The organism is Streptomyces sp. HmicA12 (genome assembly GCF_000373565.1).
Lineage (GTDB): Bacteria > Actinomycetota > Actinomycetes > Streptomycetales > Streptomycetaceae > Streptomyces.
The window spans coordinates 143902-167320 of the sequence record NZ_KB891806.1 but is presented as its reverse complement, the minus strand read 5'-3'; the positions used below and the strand labels follow the sequence as shown (position 1 = coordinate 167320).

Below are 23419 nucleotides of genomic sequence, written 5' to 3'. Positions count from 1 at the left end.
AGCGGTGCGGGCGGGCGGATGTGAGGGCTCGCTCCGGCACCGCCGGGGCCGCGGCTTAACCCGTGTTCAGGCGTTCCTGAAGAGGACCTTAAGGATCTCCCCGGCGGCGCTGACCAGCCCGATTCCCGGCCCGGCGGAGCCTAGTGTGCCGGGCGTGACCACCGAGGCCGTCGAACCCGAACTCTCCCGCTACCCCGCCCTGTCGGCCTACCGCCGGCAGACCGAGGGACCCGCACCCGCCCGCCCCGTACCGCCGCGCCCGCGCCGGGCCCCGCGCATCCGGCCCGCCGCCCCGGTGCGGGTCACCCCGGCGGCGCTGCGGGCCGGCATCGCCGCCGGCGCGGCCGCGGTGAGCGTCCTGTGGGCCGCGCAGGCCACCTTCTCGCCGCGGCTCGACGCGCTGTTCGCGTCCGGCGCCCATCTGACGGGGCTGCTCGCCGGGTACGGGATCCTGGTCATGCTCTTCCTCATGGCCCGGGTCCCCGCGGTGGAGCACGGCGTCGGCGCCGACCGGCTCGCCCGTCACCACGCCCGCGGCGGCCGGCACGTCCTGACCCTCTGCGCCGCCCACGTCGTCCTCGCCCTGCTCGGCTACGCCGCCCACACCGGAACCGACCTGGTCACCACGGTCACCGACCTGCTCGGCTACCCCGGGCTCGCCGCGGCGGCGGCCGGCACCCTGCTGCTCGTCACGGTCGGCGTGAGCAGCGCCCGCGCGGTGCGCCGCCGCGTCGGCCACGGCCCGTGGCGGGGCCTGCACCTGCTCACGTACCTCGCCGCCGCCCTGACCTTCGCGCACCAACTGGCCGGACCCGACATCGCGTCGAGCCCGGTGAGCCTCGGCCTGTGGTCGCTGCTGCACGCCACCGTCGCCGTCCTGCTCGTCTGGTACCGGCTCGTCGTCCCCGTACGGCAGGCGCTGCGGCACGGCCTGCGCGTCGTCGAGGTGCGGACCGAGGGGCCCGGCGTCGTCTCGGTCCTGATGCGCGGGCGCGACCTGGGCATGCTGCGCGCGGAGCCGGGCCAGTTCTTCCGCTGGCGGTTCCTCACCCGGCGGCTGTGGAGCACGGCGCTGCCCTTCTCCCTGTCCGCGCCGGTCGACGGCGACCACGTCCGCGTCACCGTGCAGGCCGTCGGCGCGCACACCCGGCGTGTACGCAGGCTGCGCCGCGGTGTCCGGGTCGTCGCCACCGGACCGTACGGCGCGCTCACCGCCCACCGGCGCACCCGCCGCAAGGTGCTGCTGCTCGCCGGGGGAGTGGGCATCACGCCGCTGCGCGCCCTGTTCGAGACGCTGCCCGGCGAACCCGGCGACCTCACCCTCCTGTACCGCGCGAGCAACGCCGAACGGCTCATCCTGTGCGAGGAGTTGGAGTCCATCGCGCGCACCCGCCGGGCCGCCCTGCACTACCTCCTCGGCCCGTCCGACGCGGCCTTCGACCCGCTCGCGCCGCAGGCCCTGCGCAACCTCGTGCCCGAACTCGCCGACCACGACGTCTACGTGTGCGGTCCGCCCGGCATGACGGAGGCCGCGACGACGGCGCTGGCACGGGCCGGCGTCCCGGCGGACCGCGTCCACGTCGAGTCCTTCACCTACTGACCCGCGCACCGACCCGTACCGACCCGCGCACCGACCCGTACCGACCCGCGCACGACCCGTACGTTCGGAACCTTCGGAGAACCCCCATGGGCCGCCACGCCAGTCCCGTCCGCACCACCCACGCCCCCACGGTCCAGTCCCGCCGCAGGCTCACCGCGGGGCTCGCCTCGGCGAGCGCCCTCGTCGCGGCCTGTCTCGCCCTGACCGTCGACCCGGCCGCACCGGCCGCCCCCGACCGGGCCACGCCCCGCGCCGGGACCGCAACCTCAGAAGAGTCTCAACTCTCCACACATTCATGGACCGCACACGTATCGCGTCCATAAGCTCGCGATCATGCCTGACATATCCCTGGCCACCATCGTGGTCCTCTGCCTCGCCGCCCTGGCGGCCGGCTGGGTCGACGCGGTGGTGGGCGGCGGGGGACTGCTCCTGCTCCCCGCGCTCCTGCTCGGCCTGCCGAACTCCGCGCACGCGGGCCCGTACGCACTCGGCACGAACAAGGCCGTCGCCATCGTCGGGACCACGGGCGCCGCCGTGACGTACGCCCGCAAGGCCCCCGTCGACGTACGCCTCGCCGTGCGCATCGGCGTCGCCGCGCTCGCGGGCTCGACCTGCGGCGCGGCCCTCGCGGCGGGCATGAGCACCGAGGTCCTGAAGCCGATCGTGATGGTGGTCCTGGTCGGCGTCGGCGCCTTCGTGATCTTCCGGCCCGCCTTCGGCACGGCCCCCTCGGCCGAGCCCGCCTCGCCCCGCCGCATCCTGGCCGCGATCGGCTTCGCGGGCCTCGGCATCGGCTTCTACGACGGACTGATCGGCCCGGGAACCGGCACCTTCCTGGTCCTCGCCCTGACCGCGATCCTCCACCTCGACCTGGTGACCGCGTCCGCCACGGCCAAGATCGTCAACTGCTGCACGAACGCGGGGGCGCTGGCGATGTTCGCGTGGAAGGGGACGGTGTACTGGCAACTGGCCGGGCTGATGGCCGTCTTCAATCTGGCGGGCGGGATGATCGGCGCGCACACGGCGCTCAAGCGCGGCGCCGGGTTCGTGCGGATCGTGCTCCTGACGGTGGTGTGCGCGCTCGTGGTGAAGATGGCCTACGAGCAGTGGGTGGCCTGAGCAGGCCTGTCGCCCCGTTCCTACCGACTGCCCGTCAGATGCGCGAACACGACGACGTTCCCCTGGTAGCCGGTCCGGCGTGAGTACGGGCCGCCGCAGGTGATCACCCGCAGCTCGGGCCGCTTCGTCGCCCCGTACACCTTCTTGTCGGGGAAGGCGTCGGCCTCGTAGACCTCCACGGCGTCGACCGTGAAGACCGCCACCGAGCCGTCCCGGCGGTCGATCTCGATGGTGCGGCCCCGGGTGAGGGCGCCGAGGCCGTAGAAGACGGCGGGGCCGACGGCGTTGTCGACGTGGCCCGCGACCACGGCCGTGCCGCGTTCGCCGGGGCGGGTCCCGGCCTCGTACCAGCCCGCGAGGTTCTTCTTCTCCGGCGGCGGGACGTCGAGGCTTCCGGCGGGCGTCAGGCCGAGGCCCATCAGCGGGGCGTCGACGTGCAGCGACGGGATGCGGACGCGGTCCGGCGGGGACGGGGACAGCGGGGCGGCGGCGGGGGAGTTCCCGGTGGGGTGGGCCTGGGCCGCGGACGGCTGGGGCGGCGGACGGCCCTCGGAGCCGCTGGTGAGGAGCCAGCCGCCCGCGCACAGGGCGAGTGCGGTGACGGTTCCTATGGCGGCGTTGACGGGGTTGACGCGGGTGCGGATGCGGGTGCGCACGGCGGCTCCTGGACGCGAGCCCCGGCCCCTCCGGCCGCGAGGGGGGGGTGCGGCCGGAGGGGCGGGGAGGTGGCGGTACCGGTGGACGAGGACGGGCGCGCGGACGGCGGAGGGGGTTCGCGCGGCCCGCCGGCGTCGTCCTTCAGATCCCATCGCCTCTCGCCCGGCGATGAAGGAGCCAGGTACCGCCCGCGGCGGCGACGGCCAAGGCCGCCACACCCGCCGCGGTCTGCACGGGGTCGGGACCGAGCGCGCCGCCGACCCCCGTCTCTACGTGCCCTCTGGGCATCTGTGCCCCCGCCGCGCCCGGCTGGGCGAGGGACACGATCAGGTCACCCGTCACCCGGGTGCCGTCGGAGCAGCGGGCGACGATCTCGTACGTGCCCGGCTGCGCGGAGGCGGGCACGGTGAACCGGCCCGCGGCGTCGGCGGCCTGTTCCTCGGGGGCGAGGGTGAAGGTGCCGGCGCCGATCGCGCCGGCGTCCCCGGACGCCATGCCGTGCGCACCGCAGGCGGTGGTGTCCACGGTGACCGTTGAGCCCGGTGCCGCCGTCGCCGGGAAGACTTCCAGGCCGCCCTGCGAGGCACCCGCGGGGGTGGCCGCGAGCCCGGTGACGGCGACGGCGAACGCGGCGGCGATCAGCGGTCGGCCTGTGCGCATCGTTGCTTGCTCCTTACGCGTGCTGCCCGGGCGTCGGACGCGCCCTGCAAGCACGAGGTAAGTGGCAGTCGCGACACCGCGCCTCCTGATGCCGCGTCAGAAACGGTGGAGCGGGTGCCTTTCTGACGGTCCGGCGGGAACATTCCAGCAGGTCATCGGCGTGTCGACGAAGAAATGCCCGAAAGGCGGCGCCCCGCGTGCGACCGGGTGATCCGGTGCGCGTCGCGGGGCGCCGTCGGCGAGGTGGCGGGGCGTCAGTTCACCGACACCGCAGCCCAGGCGGCGGCCACGGCGGCGTACTCCGTGCCGCCGGCCCCGTACAGGTCCTTCGCCGCGCTCAGCGTCGCCGTGCGCGCGCCCGCGTACTTCGTCGACGACGTCATGTAGACGGTCAGCGCCCGGTACCAGATGGCGCCGAGCTTGTCCTTGCCGATCCCGGCGACGGTGCTGTTGTCGCAGGTGGTGCCGTTGTGCTGGACACCGCCGATCACCTTGGGGCCGCTGCCCTCGGCGAGGAGGTACGCGAAGTGGTTCGCGATGCCCGAGGAGTAGTGCACGTCGAGGTTGCCGACGGACGAGCTCCAGCAGTCCGCCGAGTTCCCGTCCTTGCTCGGCCGGTCCATGAAGCGCAGCGCCGCCTTCCCGAAGCCCGGCTTGACGATCTTCTCGCCGATGAGCCAGTCCCCGGGGTCGGAGGCGTTGGCCGCGTGGAACTCGACGAGGGTCCCGAAGATGTCGGAGGTGGCCTCGTTGAGACCGCCGGGCTCACCGGAGTAGGTCAGAGCGGCGGTCTTGGACGTGACGCCGTGGGACATCTCGTGGCCGGCCACGTCGAGGGCGACGAGCGGCCCGAAGGTCGTCCCGTCCCCGTCCCCGTACGTCATGCAGAAGCAACTGTCGTCCCAGAAAGCGTTGTTGTACTTGTTCCCGTAGTGGACGCGGTTGTACGAGCCCTTGCCGTCACCGGCGATGCCGTTCCGGTGGTGGACCTGCTGGTAGTAGTCCCACGTCTGGTCCGTGCCGTACTGCGCGTCCACGGCGGCCGAGGCGCGGTCGGCGGTGGCGCCGGTGCCCCAGTGGTTGTCGGCGTCGGTGAAGAGCGTCGCGGGGGCGCGGCTGAGGCAGATGCCGAGGATGCACAGGTCGGTCTTGTTCTGGGCGTCGCCGGTGTAGGTGCCGCCGCGGGTGGCGTCCTTGAGCTGGTACGCCGATCCCGACTGCGTCGTCCGGAGGGGCACGGTGCCGGAGTAGAGCGAGGCGCCGTCGCCGGCCGCGGTCTCGATGCTGTCCCAGGCGTCGATCCGGCGGCCCGTGCGGGCGTCGGTGAGGACGGTGCGGCCCACGGGGTTGCCCAGCGAGTCCTTGCCCGCGGCGTTCGTGCGCCAGGCGAGGCGCGGGGCGCCGTGCAGGGCGTCCACCACCAGCTCGGGGCGGGCTCTGAGACCGCGCAGCACGGTGCCGGGGGTCGCCTCCCGCAGGGCGTCGGCGGCCAGGTCGGCGGCCCGGGGAGCGCTGACCTCGGGGGTGGTCGTGGGGACGGCGAGAGTGCCGCGCACCGCCCGGTCCGCGCTCTCGTAGGCGCCGTCCGGGGCGAGATGGACGACCAGATCCCCGCCGAGGACCGGCAGATGGCGGTACGAGCGGTCGTAGCGGACGTGCTGGGTGCCGTCCTTGTCGACGATCACGTCGCGTACGGAGGTGCCCTGGGCGGAGGTCAGGGAGAGCGTCGCGGCATGCCGCGTCAGGGCGGTCGCGGCGTGGGTGACGGCCTCGGCGCGGGTGGGGAGGGGGGTGTCCGTGGCGGCCGCGGCGGGGGACAGGGTCGCGGCCAGCAGGGTGGCTGCGGCCGCGACGGTCGTGGCTATGCCGGCGGTGGATCTCATCGGTCTCCTCTGCTGAGGGTGACGACTCGCTGATGGCGTTTCAGTTTTAAGCGGTCATGACAAGTCGCGTCCAGGGTGCCGGTGTGCCGGGACTGTGAAAGAGACAATGGGCGGCGTGCCGAAACCTGAACCCAGCGAGTCGTCATCCGTCCTGACCGTGCTGACCACGGTGGACACCGCCGAGAAGGCGCAGGCCCTGGCCCGCGGGGCCGTCGAGGCGCGGCTCGCCGCGTGCGCCCAGATCTCCGGGCCCGTCACGTCCGTGTACCGGTGGGAGGGGGTGCTGGAGACGGGGCAGGAGTGGCAGGTGCTGCTGAAGACGACGCGGGCGCGGTACGCGGACCTGGAATCCTGGCTGACGGAACATCATGACTACGAGACGCCGGAGATCATCGCGACGCGGGTGGAACGGGGTGCCGGTGCGTACTTGTCCTGGGTCGCGGCGGAGGTGACGCCGGCCGTGGAGTGACGGTGCGGGCCGGTGGGGCTTCTCGCGCAGTTCCCCGCGCCCCTGAAGCATGCGCTGCGCGCAGCTTCCCCTGGGCGAGCGGAGCTCGCTTCAGGGGCGCGGGGAACTGCGCGACCGGCCACGACGAGAGCCGCAGCCGCGAACTGAACCGCTGGGTCAACGGCGATCAGGGGCGCGGGGAACTGCGCGAGAAGCCACGACGAGAGCCGCAGCCGGCAACGAACCGCAACCTCACCCGTCGACCCGCTCCACCCGTACCGCGCAGACCTTGAACTCCGGCATCCGGGACGTCGGGTCGAGGGCCGGATTCGTCAGGGAGTTGGCCCGCCCCGCCCCGGGCCAGTGGAACGGCATGAACACGGTGTCCGGCCGAATCGTCCCGGTGACCCGCGCCGGAGCGACCGCGCGGCCGCGCCGGGACACCACGGCCACCTCGTCCCCCTCCACCACACCCAGCCGCGCGGCCAGCCGAGGATGCAGCTGCACGAACGGCCCCGGCGCCGCCTTGTTCAGCTCGTCGACCCGGCGGGTCTGCGCCCCCGACTGGTACTGGGCCACCACCCGCCCCGTCGTCAGGTACACCGGGTACTCCGCGTCCGGCTCCTCCGCGGCGGCGCGATGCGTCACCGGCACGAACCGCGCCCGCCCGTCCTCCGTCGCGAACCCGTCGAGGAAGAGCCGCGGGGTGCCCGGGTGTTCCGGGGCCGGGGCGGGCCAGAACACCCCGGTCTCCTCGGCGAGACGCCCGTACGAGATCCCCGCGTAGTCGGCGGGCCCCCCGGCCGACGCCCGTCGCAGCTCCTCGAAGACCTCCTCCGGATCGGCCGGGAACCCCTTCTCGAGGTGGGGCTCGAGGCGCGCGGTCAGTTCGCGCAGCACGTCGAGGTCGGACCGCACCCCCGGCGGCGGGTCGAGCGCCCGCCGCCGCAGCAGCACCCGCCCCTCCAGATTCGTCAACGTGCCCGTCTCCTCGGCCCATTGGGTCACCGGCAGGACCACGTCGGCCAGCTCCGCGGTCTCGGACAGCACCACGTCCGCCACGGCCAGGAAGTCGAGCGACCGCAGCCGCTCCTCCACGTGCGCGGCACGTGGCGCGGACACCACCGGGTTGGAGGCCATGACCAGCAGGGCCCGTACGTCACCGCCCAGCGCGTCCAGCAGCTCGTACGCCGAACGGCCGGGCCCCGGAAGGGAGTCGGGGTCCACGCCCCACACCCCGGCGACATGCGCCCGCGCCGCCGGGTCCGTCAGCTTGCGGTACCCCGGCAACTGGTCGGCCTTCTGGCCGTGTTCGCGTCCGCCCTGCCCATTGCCCTGCCCGGTCAGACAGCCGTACCCGGACAGCGGCGTGCCCGGCCGTCCGGTGGCGAGCGCGAGATTGATCCACGCGCTGACCGTGTCGGTCCCCTTGGAGTGCTGCTCGGGGCCGCGCGCGGTGAGGATCATCGCGTTCTCGGCGTCGGCGAACATCCTTACAGCGTCGCGGAGTTGAGGGACAGGAACGCCCGTCACCCGCTCCACGTACTCCGGCCAGTGCGCCATCACCCCGGCCCGCGCCCGCTCCCACCCGCGCGTCCGCTCCCGTACGTACTCCTCGTCGACCCGCCCCTCGGCGACGACGAGATGCAGCAGGCCGAGCGCCAGCGCGAGATCCGTCCCCGGGCGCGGCGCCAGATGCAGATCCGCCTGCTCGGCCGTGCGCGTGCGGCGCGGGTCCACGACGATCAACGTGCCGCCGTTCTCCCTGAGTTCGGTGAGATAGCGGAGCGCGGGCGGCATCGTCTCCGCGAGGTTGGAGCCGACCAGGATCACGCACCCCGTGCGCGGAATGTCCTCCAGCGGGAACGGCAGCCCCCGGTCGAGCCCGAACGCCTTCTGCCCGGCCGCCGCGGCCGACGACATGCAGAAGCGGCCGTTGTAGTCGATCTGCGAGGTGCCGAGCACGATGCGCGCGAACTTGCCGAGCGCGTACGCCTTTTCGTTGGTCAGGCCACCCCCGCCGAAGATCCCGCACGCGTCCGGGCCATGTGCCGTACGCGTGCGGGACATCCCCTCGGCGATCGCGTCGAGGGCCTCCTCCCAGGATGCGGGCGCGAGCCGTCCGGTGGCGGGGTCACGCACCAGCGGCTCGGTCAGCCGCACCCGGGAGGAGAGCACGGCGGCGGCGCTCTGCCCCTTGCCGCACAGCGCCCCGCGGTTCACGGGGAAGTCAGGCAGGCCCGTCACCGCCACCGTCCCGGCCGCCGCGTCCGGCGTGAGCCGCATCCCGCACTGCAGGGCGCAGTACGGGCAATGCGTCGAGACCGCGGCCGTCGAGGCGACCGTGGTGGCGGGGGAGGGCGGGGCGGGGCGCGCGGGCGAGTGCATACGGGCCAGCGTGCGCGCGCGGTGTTACACGGCGACGGGCCGGCCGGTTACGCGGCGGGGACGCGCCCCTCCCCGCGCCACGGGCGCCCCTGTGAGGTCGGCGCCCGCCCCCTCCCTACCGTGCCAGCGCCTCGCGCACACCGTTCTCCCGGTCGCCCAGGAAATGCGGGTCCGGGCGGACCGTCGCGTCGAGGAACGCCTTGCCCGCGGCCAGCACCTCGCGCGCCCCGCCCGCGTACCAGGTCACGTCGTGCGGCTCGTCGACCCCGACGCCGTACGAGGAGACGCCCGCGGCCTCGCACAGCGCCACCGCCCGGCGGACGTGGAAGCCCTGGGTGACCAGGACGGCCCGGTCGACGCCGAAGATCTTCTTGGCGCGTGCGCACGAGTCCCAGGTGTCGAACCCGGCGTAGTCGCCGACCACGGCCCGCGACGGCACCCCGTGGCGGGTCAGATAGGCGCGCATGGCGTCCGGTTCGTCGTACTCGGCGCGGCTGTTGTCCCCGGTGACGAGGACGACGCGGATCCGGCCCGCGCGGTACAGCTCGGCCGCGGCGTCGAGGCGGTGCGCCAGGTACGGCGACGGCTCCCCGTCCCACAGGCCCGCCCCGAACACCACCGCCACGTCCGTGCGCGGCACGTCCGCCACCGACCGCAGCCGGTCGCCGGTCGTCGTGAACAGCCATGTCGCGGGCAGCAGCCCCAGCACGCACAGCGCCATGACCGCCTGCACGGCATGTCGCCGGCCCCGCTGGGTACGGGGCAGGCGCGGACGGGGCAGACGCATGAGAGACCTCCGGGCAGAAAGCGGCTTCCGCAGGCACAGGACGCCTTCCGGGCCCCTGCGGTTCACGCTCACGGCGCCCATGAGCGCCCGGTGAACCCCGCGCAACGACCCGTCACCACCCCGCAACAGCCCGGCAACCCCCACCAGGCAGGATCGCTCCATGACGGATGAGTCGTACGGCACCACGCACGCTGGCACGACCCACATCGACAGCACGGCGAGCACGGCGGGACTCCTCACCATGATCAGCGACCAGCTCGGCACGCAGCTCAGCAACCGGCCCCTGCGCAGCCGCACCCGGCCCCCGGCCCTGGTGCTCGTGGCACACGGCAGCCGCGACCCGGGCGCCCTCGCCACGGTCACCGAGCTGGTGGAGCGGATCCGGGCACTGCGCCCGGGACTGACCGTCCGCCTCGGCCACATCGAGCTGAACGAGCCGCTCCTCACCGACACCCTCGCCGCCCTGCCCGCCGGACGCGCCGTGCTGGTCCCGCTGCTGCTGTCCCGAGGCCACCACGTCAAGCACGACATACCCGCGGCCGCCGACGCCGCGAGCCACCTGCTCACCCGGGTCGCCGCGCCCCTCGGCCCGCACCCGCTGCTCGTCGACGCGCTGCACGACCGGCTCGTGGAGGCGGGCTGGCCGGAGCACGGACTCACCGAGCGCGCCCGCCGCAGGACCGGGATCGTGCTCGCCGCCGCCGGGTCCCGCGACCCGCAGGCCGCCGTCGACACCGGCCGCACCGCCGGACTCCTCGCCCTGCGCCTCGGCGTCCCGGTCGTCCCCGCCTACGCCTCCGCCGCGACGCCCGACGTGACGGACGCGGTCCGCTCCCTCGCCGCGCGCGGCCGCGACCGGGCCGTGCTCGCCTCGTACTTCACCGCGCCCGGCCGGTTCGCCACCGAGTCCGCGAAGGCCGCACCCGGGATCGCGGCCGCCCCGCTGGGCACGCACCCGGCGCTGGCCCGCCTGGTCCTGCACCGCTACGACACCGCGCGGGCGGCGGCTCCCGACACCGCGCTCACCCGTCACCTCGCGTCGGCCTGATCACATCACCCTCCATTGTCGGCGGGTGCCCTTACTGTCAGTACATGGAAGGCAGCAACACGTACGACGAGGGGGCGACCGAGCGCTGGGCTCCCGAGCCCGACAAGCGCCCCGGCCGCACCGCGTTCCAGCGCGACCGGGCCCGGGTCCTGCACTCGGCGGCCCTGCGCCGCCTCGCGGGCAAGACACAGGTCGTCACCCCGGGCACCAGGAGCCGGCACTGGGACGCGAGCCCGCGCACCCGGCTGACCCACTCCCTGGAGTGCGCCCAGGTGGGCCGGGAGCTGGGCGCGGCCCTCGGCTGCGACCCGGACCTCGTCGAGACGGCCTGCCTCTCGCACGACATGGGCCACCCGCCCTTCGGGCACAACGGCGAACAGGCGCTCAACGAAGTGGCCCAGGACTGCGGCGGCTTCGAGGGGAACGCCCAGTCGCTCAGGCTCCTCACCCGCATCGAGCCCAAGCGCTTCGTGCGCGCCGAGGGCTCGGGCGAGCTGATCAGCGTAGGGCTGAACCTGACCAGGGCGGCCCTGGACGCGGCGACGAAGTACCCGTGGCCGCGCGGCGAGCACCCCACGGACCCGGCGTCCGTGAAGTTCGGGGTCTACGAGGACGACCGGCCGGTCTTCGACTGGCTGCGCAAGAGCGCCCCCGGCCGCCGCACCTGCTTCGAGGCACAGGTCATGGACTGGTCCGACGACGTCGCGTACTCCGTGCACGACCTCGAGGACGGCCTGCACGCGGGCCACTTGGACCCGAACGTGCTGCATGCCGAGCCGGAGCGGTCCGACATCTTCGAGGTCGCCATCGGGCGGTACGTCCCCGCGGACACGGACCCGGCCGAGCTGTCCGCCGCCCTCGACCGGCTCCTCGACCAGGAGTGGTGGCCGCACGGATACGACGGCACGGCGGTCGCGCAGGCCCGCCTCAAGGACGCCACCAGCCAGCTCATCGGCCGGTTCTGCCTCGCCGCGGAGAGCGCGACCCGGGTGCGGTACGGGACGGGACGCCTCACCCGGTACGACGCCGAGCTGGTCGTCCCGCGCGAGGCCCGGCACGAGTGCGCGGTACTCAAGGCGGTCGCGGACCGGTACGTGATGCAGCGCCCGCAGCAGGAGCGGCTCCGCGCCGACCAGCGGATCGTGGTCGCCGAGCTGGCCCGGGCGCTGACGGCCCGCGCGCCGGACGGGCTCGACCCCCAGTTCCGCGCCCTGTTCGACACCGCGCCCGACGACCGCGCCAAGAAGCGCGTCATCGTCGACCAGATCGCCTCTCTCACCGACGCCTCGGCCCGCTCCCTGCACGCGAGCCTCACCGCCGACCGGTCATGAGTCCCGCGTCCGACCACTGGGCGTGACGGAACGTACGCGCGAATCGAGCGCAAGGCGGGGAAAAGGTGCCCTGATCGGGCCATGCCCCCTTCCCGCATTACGCTCCGTGCGGGACGCTCGCATATGACGCCATGGCAACGAGGAGGCACCAAGTGGTCGACGCGGACCAGACGTTCGTCATCGTCGGAGGAGGACTCGCGGGCGCGAAGGCGGCCGAGACGCTCCGCTCGGAGGGTTTCACCGGGCGAGTGATCCTCATCGGCGACGAACGGGACCACCCCTACGAACGGCCGCCCCTGTCCAAGGGCTACCTCCAGGGCAAGGAGGAACGGGACAGCGTCTTCGTCCACGAACCGGCCTGGTACGCGAGCCACGACATCGAGCTGCACCTGGGACAGACGGTGACCGTGATCGACCGCGAGGCGAAGACGGTGCGCCTGGGCGACGCGACGCTCATCGGCTACGACAAGCTCCTCCTGGCCACCGGCGCCGAACCGCGCCGCCTCGACATCCCCGGCACCGACCTCGCGGGCGTCCACCACCTGCGCCGCCTCGCCCACGCCGAGCGCCTGAAGCACGTCCTGGCATCCCTCGGCCGGGACAACGGCCACCTGGTCGTGGCCGGAGCCGGCTGGATCGGCCTGGAGATCGCCGCCGCCGCCCGCGAGTACGGCGCCGAGGTCACCGTCGTCGAGCCGGAGGAAACCCCGCTGCACGCGGTCCTCGGCCCCGAGATCGGCCAGATCTTCACCGAGCTGCACAGCGACCACGGCGTCCGCTTCCACTTCGGAGCCCGGCTCACCGAGATCTCCGGCCAGGACGGCATGGTCCTCGCCGCGCTCACCGACGACGGCGAGGAGCACCCGGCGCACGACGTGCTCGCCGCGATCGGCGCCGCCCCGCGCACCGCGCTCGCCGAGGCGGCGGGCCTGACCCTGGCCGACCGGGAGCACGGCGGCGGCATCGCGGTCGACGCGGCGCTGCGCACCTCGGACCCGGACATCTACGCGGCCGGGGACGTGGCCTCCCTCCAGCACCCCCACCACACCGAGCGGCTCCGCGTCGAGCACTGGGCGAACGCGCTGAACGGCGGCCCGGCCGCGGCCCGCGCCATGCTCGGCCAGGACGTGACGTACGACCGCGTGCCCTACTTCTTCTCCGACCAGTACGACATGGGCCTGGAGTACTCGGGCTGGGCGCCCCCGGGCAGCTACGACCAGGTGGTGATCCGCGGCGACGCGGGCAAGCGCGAGTTCATCGCGTTCTGGCTGAAGGACGGACAGGTCCTGGCCGGGATGAACGTGAATGTGTGGGACGTCACCGACCCGATCCAGGAACTGATCCGCTCCGGGGCCCGGCCGGGCACGGAACGCCTGTCGGACCCGAGCGTTCCGCTCACCGATCTCCTGGACGATCTTCCCGGAGAGTGAGGCGCGGTGACGGGAGTGTCAGACCTTGCCCGTAGAATTCTGGCGTGGCAGGCAGGATCAATGACGAGGACGTGAAGGCGGTTCGGGACGCGGTCCCGATCGACGCCGTCGTCTCCGAGTACCTGCAACTGCGCAACGCGGGCGGTGGAAACCTCAAGGGCCTCTGCCCCTTCCACGACGAGAAGTCCCCGTCCTTCCAGGTCAGCCCGAGCAAGGGGTTCTTCCACTGCTTCGGCTGCCAGGAAGGCGGCGACACCATCACGTTCGTGATGAAGATCGACCACCTCTCCTTCTCGGAGGCGGTCGAGCGCCTGGCCGGCCAGGCGGGCATCACGCTGCGCTACGAGGAGGGCGGGTACAACCCCACCCACCAGCGCGGAGAGCGCATCCGCCTGGTCGAGGCGCACAAGGTCGCCGCGCAGTTCTACGTCGATCAGCTGGAGTCCCCGGAAGCCGAGATCGGCCGCGCGTTCCTCGCCGAGCGCGGCTTCGACCAGGCCGCGGCCGCCCACTTCGGCGTCGGCTACAGCCCGGCGGGCTGGGACCACCTCACCCGGTACCTGCGCGGCAAGGGCTTCAGCGACAAGGAACTGACCCTCTCCGGCCTCTCCCAGGAAGGCCGCCGAGGGCCCATCGACCGGTTCCGCGGCCGTCTGATGTGGCCGATCCGCGACATCGGCGGCGAGGTCGTCGGCTTCGGCGCCCGCCGCCTGCGCGAGGACGACAACGGGCCGAAGTACCTGAACACCCCAGAGACCCCGATCTACAAGAAGTCCCAGGTCCTCTACGGCATCGACCTCGCGAAGAAGGACATCGCCAAGTCGTCCCGCGCCGTCGTCGTCGAGGGCTACACGGACGTCATGGCCTGCCACCTCGCGGGCGTCACCACGGCCATCGCCACCTGCGGCACCGCCTTCGGCGGCGACCACATCAAGATCCTGCGCCGCCTGCTCATGGACAACGGATCGGCGCGGGTGATCTTCACCTTCGACGGCGACGCGGCCGGCCAGAAGGCGGCCCTGCGCGCCTTCGAGGACGACCAGAAGTTCGCCGCCGAGACGTACATCGCGATCGCCCCGGACAACATGGACCCGTGCGACCTGCGCCTCGCCAAGGGCGACGAGGCCGTCGCCGACCTGGTCGAACCCCGCACCCCGCTCTTCGAGTTCGCGCTGCGTCAGATCGTCTCGCGCTACGACCTGGAGACCCCGGCGGGCCGCGCCTCGGCCCTCGACGAGGCCGCGCCGATCGTCGCCCGCATCAAGAACAGCGGCGCCCAGCACGAGGTCGCCGTCCAGCTCGCCGGCATGCTCGGCATCCTCGACACCCAGTTCGTCGTCAAGCGGGTTGCGCAGCTGGCCCGTTGGGCCCGTGACCGGGGCGGCAAGGGCCCGGCGCCGGACCGCTCCGCGCAGGCCGCTCCGATGGGCGCCTCCCCGCACGCGTTCGGAGGCCCCGCCCTGACCCTGCGCAACCCGGTGTTCACCACCGAGCGCGAACTGCTCAAGCTGGCGCTGCAGAACCCGGACCTGGTGTCGCCCACGTTCGACGCGTACGGCATCGACGAGTTCACCGCCGCGCCCTACGCCGCCGTGCGCTCCGCCATCCTGGACGCGGGCGGCGCCGAGCAGGGTGTGCACGACGCGCACGCCTACCTCGTCGCGGTCCGTGAGGCCGCGCCCGACGACGCCGTGCGCGCGATGGTCACCGAGCTGGCCGTCGAGGCCATCCACCGCAAGACCGTCGACCAGGCCTACGCGGACATGCAGCTCGTCACCGTGCGCCGACGTGCCGTGGAGCGCCGCATCCGCGACGTCCAGGGCACGTTCACCCGCCTCCACTCGGCGGGCGACCCGGCCCAACTCGCTGCGGTCCAGAACGAGTTGTGGGTCCTCCAACAGTACGACCAGGCCCTCCGGGAGCGCGGCGCGGACGCGCTCTAGCTCCGCCGCCTCGGCCCGGGTCGCCGCCGCCTTGGGCTGCGCCCCCCATTTCGGGCTGCGCCCATCGCCTTGGGCAATCTGCCTTCCCCAAGCTCTCGAACTTCGCTCGAGCAGGGGAGACCCCATTGGGCGGCAGGGTGGGCAAGGCGGCACCCCGGCGCGGGGTGAGCGCTTCATCGGGCGGCCCGTACAGCGCCGTACGCGGCTGATCGCCCGGTGGGGGCTGAGCGCGCAGTTCCCCGCGCCCCTGACGGGGCTGACCCTGGCCCGCGATCCAAGCGCACCCTGACGGGGCTGACCCTGGCCCGCGCCGCAAGCGCACCCTCACGAGGCGCACAACCCTCACTACATCCCCGCGCCGTTTGTCACCGTTCGGGACCGGGAAGCGCGGGCACTCGTACAGCTCGGTAACCGTGCGGTCACGCACCGGACTCAGAAAGTCATCGCACGCCCCTCGTGGCGGCACTGTGTCGTACTCCACACTGGGTTGCGGTGCCTGAGTCCTCGGAGCGCGGCTGGAACCCGGACAACGGGTCCGACACCCCCGCGGTTCCGCTCATCGCGTACGGGACGGGCAACGGCGAAGCAGCCGTTCCCGCCCCCCTGCCGCACGCCTCAGATGCGATCACCTTGGAGGTCGCCCCCGTGCAGACCCAGACCCTCAGTCAGAGCGACAGCACAGCGCAGGCCCTGACCGATCCGGAACCCCGTTCCGATACCGCGGACGGCGACGTCCTGACCACGGTCCCGCCACAGAGCCGCGCCACGCACCACCCCGAGTCCGACACCGCCGAGCCCGTGACCTCGGACGAACCCCCGGCGCCCGAGTCCCCCCGGACCCCGGAGCGCCCGGAGTCCGTCGACCCGCCCGAGCCGGTGCGCGGCGCCCGCGCCGACACCAGCGGCCCCTCGTCCGACCTGTTCCGCCAGTACCTGCGCGAGATCGGCCGCATCCAACTGCTCACCGCCGCCGAGGAAGTGGACCTGGCGCGGCGCGTCGAAGCGGGCCTGTTCGCCGAGGAGAAACTCACCAGGTCCGGCGATCTGGACTCCCAACTCGCCCTGGACCTGGACCGTTTGGTGGTACTCGGCCGGATGGCCAAGCGCCGCCTGATCGAGGCGAACCTGCGCCTCGTCGTCTCCGTCGCCAAGCGCTACGTGGGCCGCGGCCTGACCATGCTCGACCTGGTCCAGGAGGGAAACCTCGGCCTGATCCGGGCGGTCGAGAAGTTCGACTACGCCCGCGGCTACAAGTTCTCGACGTACGCCACCTGGTGGATCCGCCAGGCCATGAGCCGCGCCCTCGCCGACCAGGCGCGGACGATCCGGGTCCCGGTCCACGTGGTGGAGCTCATCAACCGGGTGGTCCGCGTCCAGCGCCGCATGCTGCAGGAACGCGGCTACGAACCGACCCCCGAGGAAGTCGCCGCCCACCTCGACCTGCCCCACGAGCGGGTCAGCGAAGTCCTGCGCCTCGCCCAGGAACCGGTCTCGCTCCACGCCCCGGTGGGCGAGGAGGACGACGTGGCACTCGGCGACCTGATCGAGGACGGCGACGCGACGAGCCCCGTGGAGTCCGCGGCGTTCCTCCTGCTGCGCGAGCACCTGGAGGCGGTCCTCTCCACCCTCGGCGAACGCGAACGCAAAGTGGTCCAGCTCCGCTACGGCCTCGCCGACGGCCGCCCCCGCACCCTGGAGGAGATCGGCCGCATCTTCGGCGTCACCCGCGAACGCATCCGCCAGATCGAGTCGAAGACCCTGAACAAACTCAGGGACCACGCCTTCGCCGACCAGCTGCGCGGCTACCTGGACTAGGAAGGCAGCCCCGAAGGGGCGCCTTCAGGGGCGCGGGGCTGTGTCGATGTGCGGCTCCGCCGCGTGGGCGCGACCAGCCACACACGGCCGGCACCCGACAAGCCCCCACGCCCCTGCGGCGATCAGTCGACCTCAGCCACGGCCTGCGCGAACTGGGCCTCGTACAACCGCTGATACGCCCCGCCGGAGGCGACCAGCGCATCGTGCGAGCCCTGCTCGACGATCGCCCCGTTCTCCATGACCAGAATCGTGTCGGCATCGCGGATCGTCGAAAGACGGTGCGCGATGACGAACGACGTCCGCCCGGCGGCGAGCCGCGCCATGGCCTTCTGGATCAGCACCTCGGTCCGGGTGTCGACCGAACTGGTCGCCTCGTCGAGGACGAGGATCACCGGGTCCGACAGGAACGCCCGGGCGATCGTGATGAGCTGCTTCTCACCCGCGCTCACCCCCGTGCCCTCGTCGTCGATCACGGTGTCGTACCCCTCCGGCAGGGTCCGGATGAACCGGTCGGCGTGCGCGGCCTTCGCCGCGGCCTCGACATCCTCCCGCGACGCGTCCTTCGCGGCGCCGTAGGCGATGTTCTCCGCGATGGTCCCGCCGAACAGCCAGGTGTCCTGCAGCACCATGCCGATGCCGGCCCGCAGCTCGTCGCGCGACATCTTCGCGATGTCGACCCCGTCGAGCGTGATGCGCCCGCCGGTGACGTCGTAGAACCGCAGCAGCAGATTGACGAGGGTGGTCTTGCCGGCCCCCGTCGGCCCCACGATGGCCACCGTGTGACCCGGCTCCGCCGTGAGGGAGAGGTCCTCGATGAGCGGCTTGTCCTTCTGGTAGCGGAAGGCGACGTGCTCGAACTCCACGTGCCCGCGCAGGTTCCGCGGCTTCTCGCCCGGCACCGGGTCGGTCGACTGCTCGTCGGCGTCGAGGAGTTCGAAGATCCGTTCGGCGGAGGCGACACCCGACTGCACCAGGTTCGCCATCGAGGCGACCTGCGTCAGCGGCATCGAGAACTGCCGGGAGTACTGGATGAAGGCCTGCACATCACCGATGGACAACGAGCCGCTGGCCACCCGCAGACCGCCCACCACCGCCACGAGCACATAGTTCAGGTTGGAGATGAAGAACATCAGCGGCTGCATGATGCCGCTGTTGAACTGCGCCTTGAACGAGGCCTCGTACAACGCCTCGTTCTGCTCGGCGAACTGCTCCGCCGACTCCTTCTGCCGCCCGAACACCTTCACCAGCGTGTGGCCGGTGTACATCTCCTCGATGTGCGCGTTCAGCACACCCGTGGTCTTCCACTGCTGCACGAACTGCGGCTGCGACCGCTTGCCGACCTTCGCCGCGACGAACACCGACAGCGGCACCGTCACCAGCGCGACCAGCGCGAGCAGCCAGGAGATCCAGAACATCATCACGAGGACGCCGATGATGGTCAGCAGCGAGTTGAGCATCTGCCCCATCGTCTGCTGCAGCGTCTGCCCTATGTTGTCGATGTCGTTGGTCGCCCGGCTCAGCACCTCGCCGCGCTTCTGCTGGTCGTAGTACGACAGCGGAAGGCGCTGCAGCTTCGCCTGCATGTCCCCGCGCAGCTTCGCCACGGCCAGGTTGATGGCCCGGTTGGCGAGCCGGGTGCCGATCATCATCGAGAAACCGGCCACCGCGAACACGGCGAGCGCGAGCAGCAGCACCTGCCCGATCGCGTCGAAGTCCACGCCCTGGCCGGGGGTGAAGTCGACGCCGCCGAGCATGTCGGCCATCCCGCCGTCACCCTTGGCCCGCAGGCCCTCGATGACCTGCTCCTTGGTCTGGCCCGGCTCCATCTGCCCGCCGACGATCCCGCCGAACAGCAGGTCGGTGGCGTGACCGAGGATCTTCGGCCCGACCACCGACAGACCCACACTGATCACCACGGCGATCAGCACGCTCACCACTGAGGCGCGGTGCGCGGCGAGCCGCTTCAACAGCCGCTTGCCGGAGTTCTTGAAGTCCATCGAGCGCGAACCGGGCGCACCGGCCGCCATCCGCGCCGCCATCGGCCCGCTCATCAGGCGGCCTCCGCTTCCGTCAGCTGGGAGAGGACGATCTCCCGGTACGTCTCGTTGTCCGCCATCAGCTCGTGGTGGCGGCCGGTGCCGACGACGCGGCCCTCGTCGAGGACGACGATGCAGTCGGCGTCCCGGATCGTCGCGACCCGCTGCGCCACGATCACCACGGTCGCCTCTGCGGTCTCGTTGCCGAGCGCCCGGCGCAGCGCCGCGTCGGTGGCGTAGTCGAGCGCGGAGAACGAGTCGTCGAAGAGGTAGATCTCCGGCCGCTGCACGAGCGTGCGCGCGATGGCCAGGCGCTGGCGCTGACCACCGGAGACGTTCGTCCCGCCCTGGGCGATGGGCGCGTCGAGGCCGCCCTCCAGCCTGCTCACGAAGTCCTTGGCCTGCGCCACTTCGAGGGCGTGCCACAGGTCCTCGTCCGTCGCGTCGGGCCGCCCGTACCGAAGGTTCGAGGCGACCGTCCCGGAGAACAGGTACGGCTTCTGCGGCACGAGTCCCACGGTCCTCGCCATCAGCACCGGGTCGATCCCGCGGACGTCCTCCCCGTCCACGTACACGACGCCGGCGGTGGTGTCGTAGAGCCGCGGTACGAGCCCCAGCAGCGTCGACTTGCCGCTGCCGGTCGAGCCGATGATCGCGGTGGTCTCCCCGGGCCGCGCCACCAGGTCCACGGACCGCAGCACCGGCTCCTCGGCGCCCGGGTAACCGAAGTCGGCGCCCCGGATCTCCAGGTGCCCGTGCCGCCGCAGCTCGCGTACGGACGAGGCCTCGTCGGGCGGTACGACGCTCGACTCGGTCGAGAGCACCTCCTGGACGCGCTCGGCACACACCTCGGCGCGCGGCACCTGCATGAACATGAAGGTGGCCATCATGACGCTCATCACGATCTGCATGAGGTACGCGAGGAACGCGGTGAGGTCACCGATCTGCATGCCGCCGCTGTTGATCCGGTGCGCGCCGAACCACACCACGGCGATGGACGCGACGTTCACGATCGTCATCACGAACGGGAACATCAGCGCCATGATCCGGCCGGTGGCCAGCGAGGTCTCGGTCAGATCGCGGTTGGCCTCGCCGAACCGCCCCTTCTCGAAGTCGTCCCGCACGAAGGCACGGATGACGCGGTTGCCGGTGATCTGCTCGCGCAGCACCCGGTTCACGGTGTCCAGCTTGGTCTGCATGGACCGGAACAGCGGCCGCATCCTGCGGATGATCAGCGACAGCACGATCGCCATGACGGGCAGCACGGCGAGCAGCACGCCCGACAGCGGCACGTCGAGACCGAGCGCCATGATCACACCGCCGACGCACATGATCGGCGCGGACACCATGAGCGTGAAGCCCATCAGCACCAGCATCTGGATCTGCTGCACGTCGTTCGTGGTGCGGGTGATCAGCGAGGGCGCCCCGAAATGGCCGACCTCGCGGGCGGAGAAGGACTGCACCCGGTCGAAGATCCCGGCCCGCACATCGCGCCCGACGGCGGCGGCGGTCCGGGCGCCGAAGAACACGGCACCGGTGTTGCAGACGACCTGGACGACGGTGACGCCGAGCATCGCGGCGCCGTAGGTCAGGATGTAGCCGGTGTCGCCGTTGACGACACCGTTGTCAATGATGTCCGCGTTCAGAGTGGGCAGATACAGCGCGGCGCAGGTCTGCAGGAACTGCAGCAGCACCAGCAGCCCGATGGGTTTCTTGTACGGACTGAGATGGGTCCGCAGGAGTCGTATGAGCACGCTCGGTCTCTCGTGGTCGGCGATCTGGAGTGTGAGCGGTTGGGGAGGGGGACGCGCCTTCGCCGAAACGCAGACGCATGGACCCCTATCGTCGGACACTCCACCCGCGTTACCTCAACCGATTAACCCAAGAGAGCTCAAAGACCGGATCGAGTCGCTACGCGAACGCCCCGGGATGTATCTGCTCCCGCACCGCCCGGAACTGCTGGCGCACCGCCTGCCCCACCGGCAGCTCCTCGCCCGGCTCGAAGACCTGGGTGGCCGCGCCCTGCCACATCGGCAACTGGCCGGACATCGCCCACGCGGCCTGCCGGGCCGCACCGATCGCCGCGTAGTCCGCGGGCTGCGGCACCACGACCTGCGTGCCGAACAGCATCGGCGCCACGGCCTGCACGGCCTGCAGCTCGGCAGCGGCCCCGAGCAGGAACACCCGCCGCACCTCGACGCCGCGCCCGCGCAGCACGTCCATGGCGTCGGCGAGCCCGCACAGCATGCCCTCGAAGGCGGCCCGCGCCAGGTGCTCCGGCTTCATCGACTCCCGCCGCAGCCCGCTCAGCGTCCCCGCCGTGTGCGGCAGATTCGGCGTCTTCTCGCCCTCCAGATACGGCAGCAGTACGAGACCGTGGGCGCCCGGCGTCGACTTCATGGCGAGCTCGGACAGCTCTTCCGGGCCCCCGTCGAGCCCCAGCATCTCGGCCGTTCCCCGCAACGTCCGTACCGCGTTCAACGTATGCACCACCGGCAGATGCATCCCGGTCGCGTCGGCGAGCGACGTAATGGAGCCGCTGGAGTCCACCAGCGCCTCGTGGTGCACGGCCATCACGGACCCGGAGGCGCCGAGCGAGACGACGGCGTCGCCGGGGGAGACCCCGAGGCCGAACGCGGCGGCCATGGTCTCCCCTGTCCCGGCCGAGATGATCAGCCCCTCGGGGGTGGTCCCGGCCGCGTCGCCGGGGCCGAGCACCTCGGGGAGCGCGGCCCGCTGCCCGAGCGCCGTCTCCACCAGGTCGGGCCGCCAGGAGCCGGTGGCCGCGGACCAGTACCCGGTCCCCGAGGCCCCGCCCCGGTCGGTGGTCCGCCGGGTCGGGCGGCCGAGGAGCTGCCACACCAGCCAGTCGTGCGCCTGCATGAGGAAGGCCACACGCCGCGCGTTCTCCGGCTCGGCGCGCGCCATCCAGCGCAGCTTGGTGACCGGCTGCGCCGCCTGCGGTACGCAGCCCACGGCCTCGGCCCACGCCTCGCGCGAGCCGAGCCGGTCGATCAGATCCGCGGCCGCGGCCTGCGCCCGCTTGTCGCCGCCCACCAGGGCCGGGCGCACGGTGTTGCCCTGGGAGTCCAGCGGCACCAGCGCGTTCTGCTGCGACGAGACCCCGATGGCCTGCACGCCTTCGAGGAGTCCACCGCCGGCCGCCTCGCCGAGCGAGAGCAGCCAGGCCTGGGGATCGACGTCGGAGGGCCGTCCGCCGCCCTCCGGCGTCTCCAGCGGATGCGGGGCGTACCCCTGCCGGAGCACGGCCCCGGTGTCCGCGTCACAAACCACGATGCGCGTGAAATCGGGCGAACTGTCCAGCCCGGCGACTATCCCCATGCCTGAAATTCTGCCGTACCACCCGCGCGAGCGTGCCGTCAGGTGTTACTGGTGCCCCAGTCGTCGTCCTCGGGGCCGCCGCCGCGCTCCCGCAACGACCGCACCCGGTCGGCCACCGAGTCCGGAACCTTGCTCTCCACCTTCGCGCTCACCGAGTGGAACGCCTTGCCCGCGTACTCGCGCGTCTGCTGCGCGGCGGACTCCGCGGTGTTGCGCACGGCCGGGTTCTGGGAGATCTCCCGGGCGGTCTTCTTGAGCTTCTCGTACCGCTCGCGCCCGGCCCTCGTCCCCAGCACGTAACCCAGGGCCAGACCGGCGATGAATGTGAGCCGGTAGCGCATGTCGGCCACCCTTTCCGAAGTGAGGCGTCGTGGTCGTGGCGATCCTCGTGGCGGTCATCGCGGAGCCTGATGATCGCCGGGGGGATACCGATTGGCGGAGCACCCCCCTGCTTGCGCTAATGTATGTGTCGCAGCGAGCGCACGCCGCCTGGCAAGTACCCGGGTAGGTGCGTTCGAAGCAATCAAGCATTCCCCTGTAGCTCAATTGGCAGAGCAGCCGGCTGTTAACCGGCAGGTTACTGGTTCGAGTCCAGTCGGGGGAGCTCGATCTCCTGTAGCTCAATTGGCAGAGCAGCCGGCTGTTAACCGGCAGGTTACTGGTTCGAGTCCAGTCGGGAGAGCTGTGAACAAGCCCCTCGGAGTCCACTCCGGGGGGCTTTTTCGTGCCTGGTGGAACCATGTGCGCGCGCCGGGAGTCCTCAAGGTCGTGCAGAGCCGAACCATCCGAGGCAGGAGATCGTATGAGCGGCTATGCTGCGGCAGACGGCGCGCACAAATGTGCGCGGCGCGCCGTAAGGGGCGGTAGCTCAGCCGGTTAGAGCAGCGGACTCATAATCCGTCGGCCGTGGGTTCGAGTCCCACCCGCCCCAC

The 23419-nt window shown here is 72.2% G+C and carries 17 protein-coding genes and 3 tRNA genes; 11 read left to right on the top strand and 9 right to left on the bottom strand.

What is annotated here, in order from left to right; translation table 11 throughout:
• The first annotated feature begins 145 nt into the window (after positions 1-145).
• Positions 146-1600 (top strand): ferredoxin reductase family protein, encoded by a 1455-nt coding sequence (locus tag B072_RS0116085; RefSeq protein ID WP_018530987.1) that lies wholly within the window; start codon positions 146-148, stop codon positions 1598-1600.
• 333 nt (positions 1601-1933) lie between these two features.
• A complete protein-coding gene (locus B072_RS0116080; RefSeq protein WP_018530986.1) occupies positions 1934-2719 on the top strand; it encodes a sulfite exporter TauE/SafE family protein in 786 nt (261 codons plus the stop codon).
• 20 nt (positions 2720-2739) lie between these two features.
• Here B072_RS0116080 and B072_RS0116075 read toward each other — a convergent pair whose 3' ends face one another.
• The 3 genes from B072_RS0116075 to B072_RS0116065 form a co-directional block, all read right to left on the bottom strand.
• On the bottom strand, positions 2740-3375 hold the full coding sequence (locus B072_RS0116075) for a class F sortase (protein WP_018530985.1): 636 nt from the start codon (positions 3373-3375) through the stop codon (positions 2740-2742).
• A 142-nt stretch (positions 3376-3517) separates the two neighbouring features.
• The gene (locus B072_RS0116070) at positions 3518-4036 is read right to left on the bottom strand and encodes a hypothetical protein (protein ID WP_018530984.1); all 519 of its coding nucleotides are present in this window, start codon (positions 4034-4036) and stop codon (positions 3518-3520) included.
• Between the two features lie 254 nt (positions 4037-4290).
• A complete protein-coding gene (locus tag B072_RS0116065; RefSeq protein ID WP_018530983.1) occupies positions 4291-5919 on the bottom strand; it encodes a M4 family metallopeptidase in 1629 nt (542 codons plus the stop codon).
• 106 nt (positions 5920-6025) lie between these two features.
• Here B072_RS0116065 and cutA point away from each other — a divergent pair, with 106 nt between their 5' ends.
• Positions 6026-6388 carry a divalent cation tolerance protein CutA gene (gene cutA / locus B072_RS0116060; RefSeq protein WP_018530982.1) on the top strand — a complete coding sequence of 121 codons (363 nt, stop codon included), beginning with the start codon at positions 6026-6028 and terminating at the stop codon, positions 6386-6388.
• Between the two features lie 231 nt (positions 6389-6619).
• Here cutA and B072_RS0116055 read toward each other — a convergent pair whose 3' ends face one another.
• The gene (locus B072_RS0116055) at positions 6620-8755 is read right to left on the bottom strand and encodes a molybdopterin oxidoreductase family protein (protein ID WP_051127195.1); all 2136 of its coding nucleotides are present in this window, start codon (positions 8753-8755) and stop codon (positions 6620-6622) included.
• A gap of 115 nt (positions 8756-8870) precedes the next feature.
• Entirely contained in the window at positions 8871-9542 is a 672-nt protein-coding gene (locus tag B072_RS0116050) for a SanA/YdcF family protein (RefSeq protein ID WP_043244063.1), read from the bottom strand.
• A gap of 160 nt (positions 9543-9702) precedes the next feature.
• On the opposite strand from B072_RS0116050, the gene B072_RS0116045 reads away from it, so the two are divergent.
• The 5 genes from B072_RS0116045 to B072_RS0116025 all read left to right on the top strand — a co-directional run bounded on the left by B072_RS0116045 (position 9703) and on the right by B072_RS0116025 (position 17109).
• Positions 9703-10590 (top strand): sirohydrochlorin chelatase, encoded by an 888-nt coding sequence (locus B072_RS0116045; protein ID WP_018530979.1) that lies wholly within the window; start codon positions 9703-9705, stop codon positions 10588-10590.
• Between the two features lie 44 nt (positions 10591-10634).
• Positions 10635-11921, top strand: a complete 1287-nt coding sequence (locus B072_RS0116040) for a deoxyguanosinetriphosphate triphosphohydrolase (RefSeq protein ID WP_018530978.1) — start codon at positions 10635-10637, stop codon at positions 11919-11921.
• Positions 11922-12073: 152 nt separating this feature from the next.
• On the top strand, positions 12074-13351 hold the full coding sequence (locus tag B072_RS0116035; protein ID WP_018530977.1) for an NAD(P)/FAD-dependent oxidoreductase: 1278 nt from the start codon (positions 12074-12076) through the stop codon (positions 13349-13351).
• Between the two features lie 44 nt (positions 13352-13395).
• Positions 13396-15294: a DNA primase gene (gene dnaG / locus B072_RS0116030; RefSeq protein ID WP_026245890.1), complete on the top strand. Its 1899-nt coding sequence runs from the start codon at positions 13396-13398 to the stop codon at positions 15292-15294.
• A 492-nt stretch (positions 15295-15786) separates the two neighbouring features.
• On the top strand, positions 15787-17109 hold the full coding sequence (locus tag B072_RS0116025) for an RNA polymerase sigma factor (protein ID WP_018530975.1): 1323 nt from the start codon (positions 15787-15789) through the stop codon (positions 17107-17109).
• Positions 17110-17231: 122 nt separating this feature from the next.
• On the opposite strand, the gene B072_RS0116020 is transcribed toward B072_RS0116025, so the two are convergent.
• The 4 genes from B072_RS0116020 to B072_RS0116005 form a co-directional block, all read right to left on the bottom strand.
• The gene (locus B072_RS0116020) at positions 17232-19160 is read right to left on the bottom strand and encodes an ABC transporter ATP-binding protein (protein WP_043244061.1); all 1929 of its coding nucleotides are present in this window, start codon (positions 19158-19160) and stop codon (positions 17232-17234) included.
• Positions 19160-20899, bottom strand: coding sequence for an ABC transporter ATP-binding protein (locus B072_RS0116015; RefSeq protein WP_018530973.1), 1740 nt, complete (start codon positions 20897-20899; stop codon positions 19160-19162). Before B072_RS0116015 ends, B072_RS0116020 begins: the two co-directional genes overlap by 1 nt.
• A gap of 157 nt (positions 20900-21056) precedes the next feature.
• Positions 21057-22487 (bottom strand): xylulokinase, encoded by a 1431-nt coding sequence (locus B072_RS0116010; RefSeq protein ID WP_078506444.1) that lies wholly within the window; start codon positions 22485-22487, stop codon positions 21057-21059.
• Between the two features lie 38 nt (positions 22488-22525).
• On the bottom strand, positions 22526-22828 hold the full coding sequence (locus B072_RS0116005; RefSeq protein WP_026245888.1) for a YtxH domain-containing protein: 303 nt from the start codon (positions 22826-22828) through the stop codon (positions 22526-22528).
• Between the two features lie 190 nt (positions 22829-23018).
• On the opposite strand from B072_RS0116005, the gene B072_RS0116000 reads away from it, so the two are divergent.
• The 3 genes from B072_RS0116000 to B072_RS0115990 all read left to right on the top strand — a co-directional run bounded on the left by B072_RS0116000 (position 23019) and on the right by B072_RS0115990 (position 23418).
• Positions 23019-23091, top strand: a tRNA-Asn gene (locus tag B072_RS0116000).
• 5 nt (positions 23092-23096) lie between these two features.
• Positions 23097-23169 (top strand) — tRNA-Asn (locus tag B072_RS0115995).
• A 175-nt stretch (positions 23170-23344) separates the two neighbouring features.
• Positions 23345-23418 (top strand) — tRNA-Ile (locus B072_RS0115990).
• Position 23419 lies beyond the last annotated feature (1 nt).

Coding starts and splice junctions, on each gene's coding strand:
- B072_RS0116045 (WP_018530979.1), top strand. CDS start 9,703: ATGACGGATGAGTCGTACGGCACCACGCACGCTGGCACGACCCACATC.
- cutA (WP_018530982.1), top strand. CDS start 6,026: ATGGGCGGCGTGCCGAAACCTGAACCCAGCGAGTCGTCATCCGTCCTG.
- B072_RS0116065 (WP_018530983.1), bottom strand. CDS start 5,919: ATGAGATCCACCGCCGGCATAGCCACGACCGTCGCGGCCGCAGCCACC.
- B072_RS0116020 (WP_043244061.1), bottom strand. CDS start 19,160: ATGAGCGGGCCGATGGCGGCGCGGATGGCGGCCGGTGCGCCCGGTTCG.
- B072_RS0116050 (WP_043244063.1), bottom strand. CDS start 9,542: ATGCGTCTGCCCCGTCCGCGCCTGCCCCGTACCCAGCGGGGCCGGCGA.
- B072_RS0116055 (WP_051127195.1), bottom strand. CDS start 8,755: ATGCACTCGCCCGCGCGCCCCGCCCCGCCCTCCCCCGCCACCACGGTC.
- B072_RS0116080 (WP_018530986.1), top strand. CDS start 1,934: ATGCCTGACATATCCCTGGCCACCATCGTGGTCCTCTGCCTCGCCGCC.
- B072_RS0116040 (WP_018530978.1), top strand. CDS start 10,635: ATGGAAGGCAGCAACACGTACGACGAGGGGGCGACCGAGCGCTGGGCT.
- B072_RS0116005 (WP_026245888.1), bottom strand. CDS start 22,828: ATGCGCTACCGGCTCACATTCATCGCCGGTCTGGCCCTGGGTTACGTG.
- B072_RS0116070 (WP_018530984.1), bottom strand. CDS start 4,036: ATGCGCACAGGCCGACCGCTGATCGCCGCCGCGTTCGCCGTCGCCGTC.
- B072_RS0116010 (WP_078506444.1), bottom strand. CDS start 22,487: ATGGGGATAGTCGCCGGGCTGGACAGTTCGCCCGATTTCACGCGCATC.